Annotated in this window: 16 protein-coding genes; 15 read left to right on the top strand and 1 reads right to left on the bottom strand. The window is 60.2% G+C overall.

Going from position 1 to position 13,652, the window contains the following annotated elements:
- Positions 1-197 precede the first annotated feature (197 nt).
- The 15 genes from FHT77_RS21695 to FHT77_RS21625 all read left to right on the top strand — a co-directional run bounded on the left by FHT77_RS21695 (position 198) and on the right by FHT77_RS21625 (position 13,161).
- On the top strand, positions 198-1,082 hold the full coding sequence (locus tag FHT77_RS21695) for a VOC family protein (RefSeq protein ID WP_183756931.1): 885 nt from the start codon (positions 198-200) through the stop codon (positions 1,080-1,082).
- Positions 1,079-1,921: a 3-deoxy-8-phosphooctulonate synthase gene (gene kdsA / locus FHT77_RS21690; protein ID WP_183756930.1), complete on the top strand. Its 843-nt coding sequence runs from the start codon at positions 1,079-1,081 to the stop codon at positions 1,919-1,921. Before FHT77_RS21695 ends, kdsA begins: the two co-directional genes overlap by 4 nt.
- A 141-nt stretch (positions 1,922-2,062) precedes the next feature.
- Positions 2,063-3,337, top strand: coding sequence for a phosphopyruvate hydratase (eno, locus tag FHT77_RS21685; protein ID WP_037127725.1), 1,275 nt, complete (start codon positions 2,063-2,065; stop codon positions 3,335-3,337).
- 141 nt (positions 3,338-3,478) lie between these two features.
- A complete protein-coding gene (locus FHT77_RS21680) occupies positions 3,479-3,799 on the top strand; it encodes an FtsB family cell division protein (protein WP_007532419.1) in 321 nt (106 codons plus the stop codon).
- 146 nt (positions 3,800-3,945) lie between these two features.
- Positions 3,946-4,992: a pyruvate dehydrogenase (acetyl-transferring) E1 component subunit alpha gene (gene pdhA / locus FHT77_RS21675; protein ID WP_016553840.1), complete on the top strand. Its 1,047-nt coding sequence runs from the start codon at positions 3,946-3,948 to the stop codon at positions 4,990-4,992.
- A gap of 17 nt (positions 4,993-5,009) precedes the next feature.
- Positions 5,010-6,389: a pyruvate dehydrogenase complex E1 component subunit beta gene (locus FHT77_RS21670; RefSeq protein WP_183756929.1), complete on the top strand. Its 1,380-nt coding sequence runs from the start codon at positions 5,010-5,012 to the stop codon at positions 6,387-6,389.
- 18 nt (positions 6,390-6,407) lie between these two features.
- Positions 6,408-7,745: a pyruvate dehydrogenase complex dihydrolipoamide acetyltransferase gene (locus FHT77_RS21665; RefSeq protein ID WP_183756928.1), complete on the top strand. Its 1,338-nt coding sequence runs from the start codon at positions 6,408-6,410 to the stop codon at positions 7,743-7,745.
- Between the two features lie 19 nt (positions 7,746-7,764).
- Positions 7,765-8,406, top strand: coding sequence for an SGNH/GDSL hydrolase family protein (locus FHT77_RS21660; protein WP_183756927.1), 642 nt, complete (start codon positions 7,765-7,767; stop codon positions 8,404-8,406).
- A 2-nt stretch (positions 8,407-8,408) separates the two neighbouring features.
- Complete coding sequence (locus tag FHT77_RS21655; protein WP_183756926.1) at positions 8,409-8,990, top strand: GNAT family N-acetyltransferase; 582 nt, start codon at positions 8,409-8,411, stop codon at positions 8,988-8,990.
- Positions 8,991-9,005: 15 nt separating this feature from the next.
- The gene (gene lpdA, locus FHT77_RS21650; RefSeq protein ID WP_183756925.1) at positions 9,006-10,451 is read left to right on the top strand and encodes a dihydrolipoyl dehydrogenase; all 1,446 of its coding nucleotides are present in this window, start codon (positions 9,006-9,008) and stop codon (positions 10,449-10,451) included.
- 76 nt (positions 10,452-10,527) lie between these two features.
- Positions 10,528-10,782 carry a GlsB/YeaQ/YmgE family stress response membrane protein gene (locus FHT77_RS21645; protein ID WP_183756924.1) on the top strand — a complete coding sequence of 85 codons (255 nt, stop codon included), beginning with the start codon at positions 10,528-10,530 and terminating at the stop codon, positions 10,780-10,782.
- Positions 10,783-10,797: 15 nt separating this feature from the next.
- Complete coding sequence (locus FHT77_RS21640; protein ID WP_183756923.1) at positions 10,798-11,046, top strand: GlsB/YeaQ/YmgE family stress response membrane protein; 249 nt, start codon at positions 10,798-10,800, stop codon at positions 11,044-11,046.
- 40 nt (positions 11,047-11,086) lie between these two features.
- Complete coding sequence (lipA, locus tag FHT77_RS21635) at positions 11,087-12,061, top strand: lipoyl synthase (protein WP_114712640.1); 975 nt, start codon at positions 11,087-11,089, stop codon at positions 12,059-12,061.
- A 74-nt stretch (positions 12,062-12,135) separates the two neighbouring features.
- Positions 12,136-12,708 carry an AAA family ATPase gene (locus FHT77_RS21630; RefSeq protein WP_183756922.1) on the top strand — a complete coding sequence of 191 codons (573 nt, stop codon included), beginning with the start codon at positions 12,136-12,138 and terminating at the stop codon, positions 12,706-12,708.
- A gap of 9 nt (positions 12,709-12,717) precedes the next feature.
- Positions 12,718-13,161, top strand: coding sequence for a type II toxin-antitoxin system RatA family toxin (locus FHT77_RS21625; protein WP_113363054.1), 444 nt, complete (start codon positions 12,718-12,720; stop codon positions 13,159-13,161).
- Here the strand turns inward: FHT77_RS21625 and FHT77_RS21620 are convergent.
- Positions 13,152-13,652, bottom strand: coding sequence for a CinA family protein (locus tag FHT77_RS21620; protein WP_183756921.1), 501 nt, complete (start codon positions 13,650-13,652; stop codon positions 13,152-13,154). The genes FHT77_RS21625 and FHT77_RS21620 overlap by 10 nt on opposite strands.

Here is a 13,652-nt window from a genome sequence, read left to right as displayed (position 1 = left end):
AGTTGAACCCCAGAGTTGTGAAACAAAGCCAGAACAGACACTATATGTTCCATATGTGTTCTGCAAGTACCTAAATTTTCGTAAAACTTGCCTGCAACTTGTTCAGTTTTTGCGTCGCTTTTGAGTGAATGCGGAGAAGGGGGTTGCATTGTTCTCTTGCCCGGCGCACATCTTCGCAAATCCCCGGGGAGTTTGCCATGAGCGAAGCACATCCGCTGGACCACATTGTGCTGCCGGTGTCCAACATCAGGCTTGCGCGCGAGCGCCTCGGAATGCTGGGATTCACCGTCGCGCCAGATGCGCGGCACCCGTTCGGAACAGAGAACGCCTGTATCTTCTTCGCCGACGAAACTTATCTGGAGCCACTGGGCGTCGCCAGCCTTGAACTGCACGAGGCGTCGGCGAGGAAGGGCAACGTCTTCACCGCGCGTGACCGTGCCTTTCGGTTTCGATGCGGCGAGGATGGACTGTCCGCAGTGGTCTTCGCGACGGGGGACGCCGACCGCGACCACGCTAGATTCCTTGGGGAGAAGATCAACGGCGGTGAGATGCTGCAGTTCGAGCGGCCGATGAAGATGCCCGACGGCTCGGAAGCCACTGCTGCATTCAAACTCGCGTTCGCAGTTGACCTGCGCGCACCTGATTTCTTTTTTTTCACCTGCCAGAGGGTCAATCCGCTGCCTGCCGATCGAAGGGCACTGCAAGTGCACCCAAATGGCGTGGGCGGGATCGCGGAGATCGTTCTTGGCGCGCCGGACCCAAAGGCGTTTGGACCATTTGTGCGCGCGGCGGCGCACGGCCTGACGGTGATCAACGAGGCCTTTGGTGTAAGTGTTGCAACGCCCAACGCCAGGATCATCGTTCTGTCCCCCGATGGACTGGATGCCTACTTCGATATTTCTGCTCCCTCAGACGATCGCGGCCTTCGCGGCGTTGCCGTTGTTTTCAAGGTCGGTGATCTCGCCGTGACAGAAGCGCATTTGGCTGCTAACGGGATGACCTACACGCGCAAGAACAATCGAATTCTGGTGAAGGCAGCGCCCGGGCAGGGTGCGCTCTTCGCCTTCGAGGAGAAACGATGAGCCAGACAAATTCCGAAGTCGCGGTCGGCGAAGGCGCCGGCCGCGTCACCTTTTCGAATACCGGCAAGCTGTCGCTGATTGCCGGACCGTGTCAGATGGAGAGCCGCGAACATGCGTTCATGGTCGCCGGTGTATTGAAGGAGCTTTGCGACAAGCTTGGTCTCGGCCTTGTCTACAAGTCCTCCTTTGACAAGGCGAACCGGACATCGCTCTCCGCCCAGCGCGGCATCGGCCTTGATAAGGCGCTGGAGGTTTTTTCCGACCTCAAGAAGGAATACGGTTTTCCTGTCCTGACCGACATCCATACCGAGGAGCAGTGCACCGAGGTGGCGACGGTCGTCGACGTCCTGCAGATCCCGGCCTTTCTCAGTCGCCAGACAGACCTGCTGGTCGCAGCCGCCAAAACCGGTCGCACAATCAACGTCAAGAAGGGCCAGTTCCTTGCCCCTTGGGACATGAAGAATGTCTTGAACAAGCTCAATTCCAGCGGCAACCCGAATATCCTGCTTTGCGAGCGCGGCGCTTCCTTCGGCTACAACACGCTGGTCTCCGATATGCGCTCGCTGCCGATCATGGCGGCGATGGGCGCCCCTGTTGTTTTCGACGCCACCCATTCGGTGCAGCAGCCCGGAGGGCAGGGTGGTTCCAGCGGCGGCCAGCGCGAATTCGTGGAGACGCTGGCGCGCGCGGCCGTTGCCGTCGGTGTCGCCGGTGTGTTCGTCGAAACGCACGAAGATCCTGACAACGCGCCGTCTGACGGTCCGAACATGGTCTATCTCAAGGACATGCCGAGGCTTCTCGAAAAGCTCCTGGCCTTCGACGCGATCGCGAAAACCTGACGTTCAAAAGACTGACATGTTCGTGTAATAGGCCACGCACGAACATCGCTGCGAAGCATGCGCAAAGCGCCATTGTAATTTGCGCGTCTTCGATTAAGACGGATTTCAAACGATTTATCCACCCTCAAGTAGGAAAAGCCGATGACCGCAATTACCGACATTATCGCCCGCGAGATTCTCGACAGCCGTGGCAACCCCACCGTCGAAGTCGATGTCTATCTGGAAGATGGCAGCATGGGCCGCGCGGCGGTTCCGTCGGGCGCGTCGACCGGCGCGCATGAAGCCGTCGAAGTTCGCGATGGTGGCAAGCGCTACCTCGGCAAGGGTGTGGAAAAGGCTGTCGAAGCCGCCAACACGGAAATCTTCGACGCAATCGGCGGCATCGATGCCGAAAACCAGATCCAGATCGACAACATCATGATCGAGCTGGACGGCACGCCGAACAAGTCGCGCCTCGGCGCCAACGCCATCCTCGGCGTATCGCTCGCTGTTGCCAAGGCCGCTGCGCAGGCTGCCGGACTGCCGCTCTACCGCTACGTCGGTGGCGCTTCCGCCCACCTGCTGCCGGTTCCGATGATGAACATCATCAACGGCGGCGCGCATGCCGACAACCCGATCGACTTCCAGGAATTCATGATCCTTCCGGTTGGCGCCGATTCTATCCGCGAAGCCGTTCGCATGGGCTCGGAAGTTTTCCACGTCCTCAAGAAGGAACTGTCGGCTCAGGGTCACAACACCAACGTTGGCGACGAAGGCGGTTTCGCGCCGGGCCTGAAGAGCGCCCCTGAAGCCCTCGACTTCATCATGAAGTCGATCGAGAAAGCCGGCTACAAGCCGGGTGACGATATCTGCCTTGGCCTTGATTGCGCCTCGACCGAATTCTTCAAGGACGGCAAGTACGTGCTCGAAGGCGAAGGTCGCACTCTGGAGCCGGGCGCCATGGCCGAATACCTTGCTCAGCTCGCTGCCCAGTATCCGATCATCTCGATCGAAGACGGCATGGCCGAAGACGATTGGGACGGCTGGAAGGCTCTGACCGATCTCGCTGGCAAGAAGGTCCAGCTGGTCGGCGACGATCTCTTCGTCACCAACTCGGCTCGCCTGCGCGACGGTATCAAGATGGGCGTCGCCAACTCGATCCTCATCAAGGTCAACCAGATCGGCTCGCTGACGGAAACGCTCGATGCCGTCAACACCGCGCACAAGGCAGCCTACACCGCGGTCATGTCGCACCGTTCGGGCGAAACCGAAGATTCGACGATCGCTGACCTCGCGGTTGCCACCAACTGCGGTCAGATCAAGACCGGCTCGCTGTCGCGCTCGGATCGCCTCGCCAAGTACAACCAGCTGATCCGCATCGAAGAAGGTCTTGGCCCGCAGGCCCGCTATGCCGGCCGCTCGATCATCCGCGGTTAATTGCGCCTGATTTTAACCACTTCGACCCGCGCCTTCGAAAGGCGCGGGTTTTTTCTTGCCTGATTTTTCATAGTCAACGGACAGTTAATCTCTGCCCGGTAGTCTTGAGCGCATCGAGGTAATGCGTTCGAGCGTGCGTTTATGTGGACAAAGCATCACAAGAAGAAAAAGATCGGTCGTTTCGTGGTTCCAGCCATGACGGTCGCGTTTCTTTCCTACTTCGGCTATCATTGTATTCATGGTGATTACGGTCTGCGGGCAACCGAAGGGTTCGAGCGCCAGCGGATAGCGCGTGAGAGGGAGTTGGCGGTTCTGAAAGGCAAGCGCGAGCATCTCGAAAAGCAGGTCGCGCTGCTGAGTGACGGTTCGATGGACAAGGATATGCTGGACGAGAAAGCGCGTCTTCAGCTTAATGTTTCTCGTGCCGATGAGATCGTCATATTCAATCACTATTCCAATTAACTGGAATTCGGTTAATTCAAATAAAGCGTTATTTATCAGTGAATTGCTGGTGAATACGAGCCATGCATTTATGGCATTGCTGTGGCGAAATTTCTTCCCTATGGTACGCCCAACCAAAGAACCGACAAACCCATAGGGAGGGTTGAATGGCGCCGCGAAAAACCGCGACCGTTTCCAGCCGTAAAACTAGCGCAAAGCCGGCAAACAAGGCCACCAATGGTGGTCCTGTTGCCGATTTCACGCGTGATGAAGAGCTCAGCGCTTATCGCGATATGCTGCTGATCCGCCGCTTCGAAGAGAAGGCCGGCCAGCTTTACGGCATGGGCTTCATTGGCGGTTTCTGTCACCTTTATATCGGCCAGGAAGCTGTCGTCGTCGGCATGCAGATGGCGCAGAAGGAAGGCGATCAGGTCATCACGGCCTATCGTGATCACGGCCACATGCTGGCGACCGGCATGAGCGCGCGTGGCGTCATGGCCGAGCTGACCGGCCGTCGCAGCGGTTATTCGCACGGTAAGGGCGGCTCGATGCACATGTTCTCGAAAGAGAAGCATTTCTACGGCGGTCACGGCATCGTCGGTGCTCAGGTCTCGCTCGGAACGGGTCTTGCCTTTGCAAACCGGTATCGCGGCAACGACAGCGTTTCCGTCGCTTACTTCGGTGACGGCGCTGCTAACCAGGGCCAGGTCTACGAGAGCTTCAACATGGCTGCTCTCTGGAAGCTTCCGATTATCTACATCGTCGAAAACAACCGCTACGCCATGGGTACCTCGACCGCTCGCGCAACCGCGCAGTCGAACTACTCGCTCCGCGGTTCCGGCTTCGGCATCCCCGGCATTCAGGTCGACGGCATGGATGTCCGCGCGGTCAAGGCTGCAGCCGACGAAGCCCTCGAGCATTGCCGCTCCGGCAAGGGCCCGATCATCCTCGAGATGCTGACCTATCGTTATCGTGGTCACTCCATGTCCGACCCGGCGAAGTACCGCACCAAGGAAGAAGTGCAGAAGATGCGCTCGGAGCAGGATCCGATCGAGCAGGTGCGTGCGCGCCTGCTGGAGAAGGGTTGGGCCTCGGAAGACGATCTCAAGGCGATCGACAAGGACGTCCGCGATATCGTTGCCGACAGCGCAGACTTCGCCCAGTCAGATCCCGAGCCGGATGCATCCGAGCTCTACACTGACATTCTGCTCTAATCGGGGAGGGACGACCCATGCCAATCGATATTCTCATGCCCGCCCTCTCTCCGACGATGGAAGAAGGCACACTTTCCAAGTGGCTCAAGCAGGAAGGCGACACCGTCAAGTCTGGTGACGTGATCGCCGAAATCGAAACCGACAAGGCGACGATGGAAGTTGAAGCCGTTGACGAAGGCGTCATCGGTAAGCTGCTGGTTCCGGCCGGCACCGAAAACGTGAAGGTCAATGCCAAGATCGCAGTCCTGCTTCAGGACGGTGAATCGGCATCCGACATCTCGACTGCACCTGCTGCTCAGCCCGCACCTGCCGCAGCCGCTCCGCAGGCGGAAGAAAAGCCTGCCGCCGCTGCTCCGGTTCCGGCCGAGCCGAAGGCCGCTGTGCCAAACGATCCGGAAATTCCGGCCGGCACCGAAATGGTCTCCATGACCGTTCGCGAAGCGCTTCGCGATGCCATGGCCGAAGAAATGCGCGCTGACGACAGCGTCTTCGTCATGGGCGAGGAAGTTGCCGAATACCAGGGCGCCTACAAGGTCACCCAGGGTCTTCTGCAGGAATTCGGCGCTCGCCGCGTCATCGACACCCCGATCACCGAGCACGGCTTTGCCGGCGTTGGCGTCGGTGCCGCAATGTCCGGTCTGAAGCCGATCGTCGAGTTCATGACCTTCAACTTCGCCATGCAGGCGATCGACCAGATCATCAACTCTGCCGCCAAGACGCTCTACATGTCCGGCGGTCAGATGGGTGCTCCGATCGTGTTTCGTGGCCCGAATGGTGCGGCTGCCCGCGTCGGCGCCCAGCACAGCCAGGACTACTCGGCCTGGTACAGCCAGATCCCGGGCCTCAAGGTCGTCATGCCCTACACGGCATCCGACGCAAAGGGCCTGCTCAAGGCCGCCATCCGCGATCCGAACCCGGTCGTCTTCCTCGAAAACGAAATCCTCTACGGTCAGCACTTCGACGTGCCGAAGCTCGATAATTTCGTTCTCCCGATCGGCAAGGCCCGCATTCATCGTCCGGGCAAGGACGTCACGATCGTCTCCTTCGGCATCGGCATGACCTATGCCACCAAGGCGGTCGCCGAACTCGAGAAGATCGGCATCGACGCCGAGCTGATCGACCTGCGCACGCTGCGCCCGATGGACCTTCCGACCGTGATCGAATCGGTCAAGAAGACCGGCCGCCTCGTCACCGTCGAGGAAGGCTATCCGCAGAACTCAGTCGGTACCGAAATCGCCACCCGCGTCATGCAGCAGGCCTTCGATTATCTCGATGCGCCGGTTCTCACGATCGCCGGCAAGGACGTTCCGATGCCTTACGCCGCAAACCTCGAAAAGCTCGCTTTGCCGAGCGTCGACGAAGTCGTGCAGGCCGTGAAGGCCGTCTGCTACAAGTAACAAGGGGAGGGTATTTCGATGCCTATCAACATCACGATGCCTGCCCTTTCTCCGACGATGGAAGAAGGCAATCTGGCCAAGTGGCTCGTCAAGGAAGGCGACACGGTAAAGTCAGGCGACATCATTGCGGAAATCGAAACCGACAAGGCGACGATGGAAGTCGAAGCCGTCGATGAGGGCACGGTTGCCAAGATCGTTGTTCCTGCCGGCACGGAAGGCGTCAAGGTCAATGCCTTGATCGCCGTTCTTGCTGCCGATGGTGAAGACGTATCCGCTGCCGCAAGCGGTGCGGGCTCTGCTCCGGCGCCGAAGGCTGCTGAAGCTCCGAAGGCGGAAGCAGCACCGGCCGCCCCGGCTCCGGCTGCTGCGGCACCGGCTCCGGCCGCGGCACCTGCTGCGGTTTCAGCTGGCGGCAATCGCACGTTTTCCTCGCCGCTCGCTCGTCGTCTGGCGAAGGACGCGGGGATCGACCTGTCAGCGATTGCTGGCTCCGGACCGCACGGCCGCGTCGTCAAGAGCGACGTCGAAGCCGCCGTTGCAGGTGGTGGCGCCAAGGCGGCACCGGCTGCCGCTGCGCCGCAGGCTGCTGCACAGGCTCCGGCCGCTGCCCCGAAGGGTGCTTCCGACGAGTCCGTTCTCAAGCTCTTCGAACCGGGCTCCTACGAACTCGTGCCGCATGACGGCATGCGCAAGGTCATCGCCAAGCGCCTCGTCGAGTCCAAGCAGACCGTGCCGCACTTCTACGTCACGGTGGATTGCGAGCTCGACGCGCTGATGTCTCTGCGTGCCCAGCTCAACGACGCTGCACCCCGCAAGGATGGTGCGCCGTCCTACAAGTTGTCGGTCAACGACATGGTCATCAAGGCTATGGCGCTGGCTCTGCGCGATGTTCCGGATGCAAACGTCTCCTGGACTGAAACCAACATGGTCAAGCACAAGCACGCCGACGTCGGTGTTGCTGTCTCGATCCCTGGCGGCCTGATCACCCCGATCATCCGCAAGGCCGAGGAAAAGACCCTGTCGGCGATCTCCAACGAGATGCGCGATCTCGGCAAGCGGGCCAAGGACCGCAAGCTGAAGCCCGAGGAATACCAGGGCGGCACCAGCTCGGTCTCCAACATGGGCATGATGGGCGTGAAGCAGTTCGCAGCCGTCATCAACCCGCCGCATGCAACGATCCTCGCGGTCGGCGCAGGCGAGCAGCGCCCGGTGGTCAAGAACGGTCAGCTGGCTGTGGCAACCGTGATGACTGTCACGCTGTCGACCGACCATCGCTGCGTCGATGGCGCGCTGGGTGCGGAGCTGCTGCAGGCGTTCAAGGGCTACATCGAGAACCCGATGGGCATGCTCGTCTGAGACAACGGCGGAGGCGGAAATGACGAAGACCGTTCTTTGCTATGGTGACTCGCTGACCTGGGGCTATGACGCCGATACGATCGGACGTCATGCCTACAAGGATCGTTGGCCAAGTGCGCTTCAGGCGGCACTCGGCAACGAAGTGCGGATCATCGCCGAAGGATTGAACGGGCGAACCACCGCCTTCGATGACCATCTCGCCGACTGCGACCGGAACGGCGCACGCATTCTGCCAACGATTCTGCAGAGCCATGCGCCGCTTGATCTCGTCATTTTGCTGCTCGGCACCAACGACATGAAGCCCGTCGTGGCGGGGTCGGCCTTTGCCGCCTGCCAGGGCATCGCCCGGCTGGTGCGGTTGATCCGCAACCACGCCTGGCCCTTCGAATTCGATGGACCGGACATCCTTATCGTGGCACCGCCGAAGATCCGCGACACTGCGAATGTGCCCTTTGCGGCGTCGTTCGTCGGCGGCATCGAGGAGTCGGCAATGCTGCCGACCCTTTATCGCGACCTCGCGGACGAGCTCGGTTGCGGCTTCTTTGACGGCAATTCGGTAGCGAAGACGACACCGGTCGATGGCATTCACCTCGATGCGGACAATACCCGGGCTCTTGGGCGCGGCATGGAATCGACTGTGCGGATGATGCTGGGGCTTTGAGTATGGGATCCTTCGTCTCGCTTCGTCCTGCGAAGCGGGAAGATGCGACGGAGCTGGCTTTGCTCACGGATATAGCATCGCATGGTTTTGCTTCCTGGCTGTGGCTCTCTGAGCTCGGAAACGGCGGCTGCGATACGCCGATGGAGCGAGGACGGCAGAAGCTGCGCGGAGACCAGGAGCAGGGCAACTGGAGCGACGCGGTGATTGCCGAAGCCTATGGCGAGATCGCGGGGGCCGCGATCGGCTACTGCCTCGACGAAGGCATATGGAATATTGAGGCGGACCGCCCGGCGCTGAAGCCGGTCATCGATCTGCAGAAAATGGTGTTGGGAAGCTGGTTTATCGGAACGCTCGGTGTCTACAACCATTTGCGCGGCATCGGGATTGGTCGACGGCTTCTTGGTGATCAGATTGAGCGGGCGGGAAGCGCCCCGGTCAGCCTGATTACTGCAAGTTACAACGAAGCGGCTCTGTCGCTTTACAAGAAGAATGGATTTTCGGAGGCGGCGCGAGCGAATGCCGTGGCCTTCTTCGAAAACGGCAGGAAACACGAGTGGGTGCTTCTCACCCGCGACGCCCGATAACAAAGGCAGGAAAACATGGCTGAGAATTACGACGTCATCATCATCGGTTCGGGCCCCGGCGGCTATGTCGCCGCCGTGCGCGCCAGCCAGCTTGGCCTCAAGACCGCGATCGTCGAACGCGAGCATCTGGGCGGCATCTGCCTCAACTGGGGCTGTATCCCCACCAAGGCGCTGCTGCGCTCGGCCGAGGTTCTCGACCATGCCAATCACGCCAAGGATTACGGCCTCGTGTTGGAAGGCAAGATGACTGCCGACGTCAAGGCTGTCGTCGCGCGCTCGCGCGGCGTCTCGGCACGGCTGAACGGCGGCGTCGGCTTCCTGATGAAGAAGAACAAGGTCGACGTGATCTGGGGCGAAGCCAAGATCACCAAGCCCGGCGAAATCGTCGTCGGCAAGTCCTCCAAACCCGTCGTCGAGCCGCAGAACCCGGTTCCGAAGAACATCAAGGGCGAGGGCACCTACAACGCAAAGCACATCATCATTGCCACGGGCGCCCGCCCGCGCGCGCTGCCGGGCATCGAGCCCGATGGCAAGCTGATCTGGACCTATTTCGAGGCGATGAAGCCGGCAGCCCTGCCGAAGTCGCTGATCGTCATGGGCTCGGGCGCCATCGGCATCGAGTTCGCGAGCTTCTACCGCTCGATGGGCGTCGACGTCACCGTCGTCGAAGTCATGCCGACGATCATGCCGGTCGAGGATGTCGAAGTCACGGCGATCGCCCGCAAGCAGCTCGAGAAGCGCGGCATGAAGATCCTGACCAGCGCCAAGGTCACCAAGGTCGAAAAGGCTGCCGACAGCCTGACGGCGCATGTCGAGACGGCTGACGGCAAGGTCCAGCAGATCACCGCCGACCGTATGATCTCGGCCGTCGGCGTGCAGGGCAATATTGAAAACCTCGGTCTCGAGGCCGTCGGCGTCAAGACCGACCGCGGCTGCGTCGTCATCGACGGCTACGGCAAGACCAATATCGCGGGCATCTACGCCATCGGCGACGTCGCCGGCCCGCCGATGCTCGCCCACAAGGCAGAGCATGAGGGTGTCGTCTGCGTCGAAAAGATCGCCGGCCTCCCGAACGTTCACCCGACGGACAAGGGCAAGGTTCCGGGCTGCACTTATTGCCACCCGCAGGTAGCCTCCGTCGGCCTGACCGAAGCCAAGGCCAAGGAATTGGGCCGTGACATCCGCGTCGGCCGCTTCTCCTTTGCCGCCAATGGCAAGGCGATCGCGCTTGGCGAGGACCAGGGTCTCTGCAAGGTGATCTTCGACAAGAAGACCGGCGAACTGCTCGGTGCGCACATGGTCGGCGCCGAAGTCACCGAACTGATCCAGGGCTTTGTCGTCGCCATGAACCTGGAAACGACCGAAGAAGAACTGATGCACACCATCTTCCCGCATCCGACGGTTTCCGAAACCATGAAGGAAGCGGTTCTGGACGCTTATGGTCGTGTGCTGAACGCTTGATAGTTTCCTTTTCCGCTCTCTATGACGGATTGGATCCCATCCGATCCCGGACTGGAAAAAGCGAAAGGAAATCATCATGTCTATGGGTACGCAGGCACTGCTTATCTTTCTCCTGATCGGCCTGGTGGCGGGGTTCCTCGCCAGTCTGGTCGTCGGAGGAGGTGGATTGATACGGTGCCTGCTGAGCGGCATTATCGGCGCGTTCGTCGGAGGCTTTCTCTTCAACGCGCTCGGCATATCGCTCGGTATCGACAATGTGTTGGTGGTGCAGATCATTCACGCGACGGTCGGGGCCATCATCGTGGTTCTGATTGCAAGGGCGATAGCGTAAAGGGGCGAGGGCAGGATGGAAGGCGTAGGTTGGATTGCCACGGTCATCATCGGCGGCTTGGCGGGGTGGCTCGCGGGCATTCTGATGGGCATACGTTTCGGCGTTCTGATGAACATTATCATCGGCATAGTGGGCGCGGTCATCGCCAGTGCGATCTTTACCCGCGCCGGGATCTATGTCGCCAGCGGTTGGCTGGGTTACCTTGTGACGGGTTTCATAGGCTCTTGTATCTTGCTATTTCTGGCAAAACTCGTCAGACGCTGACGAAAGAGGCCGCTTCCGGCGGTTTGAAGGCAGGTTATTGATGGTAACTATTCTCGACAGGATGAATCCAGACGCTGAAAAGCGGGTGCGGCACCCGGAAAAGGCCCATCGGCCCGATCAGGAAGTCATGCGCAAGCCGGATTGGATCCGCGTCAAGGCACCGACCTCCAAGGGATACGCGGAAACGCGCTCGATCGTGAAGGAGCACAAGCTCGTCACCGTCTGCGAGGAAGCCGGCTGCCCCAATATCGGCGAGTGCTGGGACAAGAAGCACGCGACCTTCATGATCATGGGCGAGATCTGTACGCGCGCCTGTGCCTTCTGCAATGTCTCGACTGGCAAGCCGAATGCACTCGATATGGCCGAGCCCGAGAACGTCGCCAAGGCCGTCAAGCAGATGGGCCTCAGCCATGTGGTCATCACGTCGGTTGACCGCGACGACTTGGAGGACGGTGGTGCCGAACATTTCGAAAAGGTGATCTGGGCGATCCGTGCAGCGTCGCCGACGACCACCATCGAGATCCTGACACCTGACTTCCTGAAGAAACCCGGGGCCCTCGAGCGCGTCGTTGCCGCCAAGCCCGACGTGTTCAATCACAACATGGAGACGGTCGCCGGCAACTACCTGACGGTTCGCCCCGGGGCCCGCTATTTCCACTCCATCCGCCTGCTGCAGCGCGTGAAGGAGCTGGACCCTACCATGTTCACCAAATCAGGCATCATGGTCGGCCTCGGCGAAGAGCGAAACGAAGTGTTGCAGCTGATGGACGACCTGCGGACCGCCGACGTCGACTTTCTGACGATCGGCCAATACCTGCAGCCGTCCCGCAAGCATCACAAGGTCATGAGCTTTGTCACACCCGACGAGTTCAAGTCCTACGAGACGGTTGCCTACACCAAGGGCTTCCTGATGGTGGCTTCGAGCCCGCTGACCCGTTCGTCGCATCATGCCGGCGATGATTTCGCGCGCCTGAAGGCCGCACGCGAGAAAAAGCTGCTAATCGCAGCGGAATAATCAACGAGCGCTTGCATTTTTCGAAAGCCGCGGCGATTTTCCCCGCGGCTTTTTGTTTGCGGAGGCGACGAGAAATGCCGGCCTACATCTACGATACGCGGAAGGCCGCCAGTGTACTCCGGCAGTCCGCGCGCATCATGATCATCGGCTGCTCCGGGGGCGGCAAAAGTACCTTATCGCGGAAGATCAGCCGCAGGCTCGATCTTCCCTATTTCTCCATGGATAGGGAGTTCTTCTGGCTGCCGGGATGGGTCAAGCGCTCGAAGGACGAAGAGCGCCGCCTGATCACCGAGGTTGTCGCTGGCGAACGGTGGCTGATGGACGGAACCGGCCCATCGACTTTCGATCTTCGCGTCCCGCGCGTAGAGTTCGTTGTCTGGGTGCGAATGCCGCGCTGGCTTTGCCTCTGGGGTATCTGCAAGCGCGCATTCTTCCATTTCGGCAGAACGCGGCCGGACATGGCGCCCGGATGCCTGGAGCGCCTGCCGGACCGGGAATTCCTGACGTACATCTGGACCTTCGAGAAGCAGTTCGCGCCTCTTGTGATCGCGGGATTAGACAAGCACGGGCGAGATGTCCCGGTTTTTCAGCTGAAAAGCCGGCGGGAGGTGAACCATCTTCTTGATCTTCTCGGCGCTGCCACTTAACTGCCGGTCATGCCTCAGTTCGAAACGCATCGCCCCGTCCCGCATTCCGCCGATCAGATGTTCGACCTCGTCGCCGACGTCGAGCACTATCCGCAATTCCTTCCGCTCTGCGAGGCGCTGAGCATTCGCAGTCGCAAGGAGCGTGACGGCAAGGTTCTGCTGATCGCGGATATGACCGTCGGTTACAAGGCGATTCGCGAGACTTTCACGACGCAGGTGCTTTTGAACCGGGCCGAACGCGTCATCGAGGTCAAATATATCGACGGGCCATTCCGTTATCTCGACAATCGCTGGCGCTTCGAGGATACGGCTACGGGCAGCAACGTCCACTTCTTCATCGACTACGAGTTCAAGAGCCGCATCCTGGGCGCGGTCATGGGCTCGATGTTCGATCGCGCCTTCCGCATGTTCTCGGAAGCCTTCGAAACGCGGGCGACGAAGATCTACGGCTGAGCCAGTTCCCGGATCATGCTGAGCGCGGTTCTGACCGTCGCAAGCCGTACTTCAGCGCGACCGATGTCGCCATAGAGCATCTTCCGATGGATAAGGCCGCCCGCGCGCGACTTCGCGGCTAGGTGGACAAGGCCTACCGGCTTCTCAGCCGATCCACCGCCAGGCCCGGCAATTCCGGTGACAGCGACCGCAATGGCCGCGCGAGAGCGGAAGAGGGCCCCATGCACCATCTGCCGCGCCGTCTCTTCCGAGACTGCGCCGAACCGGATCAGCGTTTCCGCCTGCACGCCAAGCATCTCCATCTTGGCGGTATTCGTGTAGGTGACGAAACCTCTGTCCACGACAGCAGACGATCCTGAAATTTCAGTCAAGGCGCCGGCAATCAGCCCGCCGGTACAGGATTCCGCCGTCGAGACCATCAGGCTCGAGGCTGCGAAGTCGCGAATGATTGCCTCTGCCTGCACGATGATATCGTCAGGGAAGATACTCAT

The organism is Rhizobium sp. BK181, assembly GCF_014193305.1.
In the GTDB taxonomy this organism is placed as follows: domain Bacteria; phylum Pseudomonadota; class Alphaproteobacteria; order Rhizobiales; family Rhizobiaceae; genus Rhizobium.
The sequence above is the reverse complement of the archived record's forward strand: the minus strand, read 5'-3'. Positions and strand labels throughout refer to the sequence as shown.

Coding starts and splice junctions, on each gene's coding strand:
- FHT77_RS21695 (WP_183756931.1), top strand. CDS start 198: ATGAGCGAAGCACATCCGCTGGACCACATTGTGCTGCCGGTGTCCAAC.
- kdsA (WP_183756930.1), top strand. CDS start 1,079: ATGAGCCAGACAAATTCCGAAGTCGCGGTCGGCGAAGGCGCCGGCCGC.
- eno (WP_037127725.1), top strand. CDS start 2,063: ATGACCGCAATTACCGACATTATCGCCCGCGAGATTCTCGACAGCCGT.
- FHT77_RS21680 (WP_007532419.1), top strand. CDS start 3,479: ATGTGGACAAAGCATCACAAGAAGAAAAAGATCGGTCGTTTCGTGGTT.
- pdhA (WP_016553840.1), top strand. CDS start 3,946: ATGGCGCCGCGAAAAACCGCGACCGTTTCCAGCCGTAAAACTAGCGCA.
- FHT77_RS21670 (WP_183756929.1), top strand. CDS start 5,010: ATGCCAATCGATATTCTCATGCCCGCCCTCTCTCCGACGATGGAAGAA.
- FHT77_RS21665 (WP_183756928.1), top strand. CDS start 6,408: ATGCCTATCAACATCACGATGCCTGCCCTTTCTCCGACGATGGAAGAA.
- FHT77_RS21660 (WP_183756927.1), top strand. CDS start 7,765: ATGACGAAGACCGTTCTTTGCTATGGTGACTCGCTGACCTGGGGCTAT.
- FHT77_RS21655 (WP_183756926.1), top strand. CDS start 8,409: ATGGGATCCTTCGTCTCGCTTCGTCCTGCGAAGCGGGAAGATGCGACG.
- lpdA (WP_183756925.1), top strand. CDS start 9,006: ATGGCTGAGAATTACGACGTCATCATCATCGGTTCGGGCCCCGGCGGC.
- FHT77_RS21645 (WP_183756924.1), top strand. CDS start 10,528: ATGTCTATGGGTACGCAGGCACTGCTTATCTTTCTCCTGATCGGCCTG.
- FHT77_RS21640 (WP_183756923.1), top strand. CDS start 10,798: ATGGAAGGCGTAGGTTGGATTGCCACGGTCATCATCGGCGGCTTGGCG.
- lipA (WP_114712640.1), top strand. CDS start 11,087: ATGGTAACTATTCTCGACAGGATGAATCCAGACGCTGAAAAGCGGGTG.
- FHT77_RS21630 (WP_183756922.1), top strand. CDS start 12,136: ATGCCGGCCTACATCTACGATACGCGGAAGGCCGCCAGTGTACTCCGG.
- FHT77_RS21625 (WP_113363054.1), top strand. CDS start 12,718: ATGCCTCAGTTCGAAACGCATCGCCCCGTCCCGCATTCCGCCGATCAG.
- FHT77_RS21620 (WP_183756921.1), bottom strand. CDS start 13,652: ATGAGTATCTTCCCTGACGATATCATCGTGCAGGCAGAGGCAATCATT.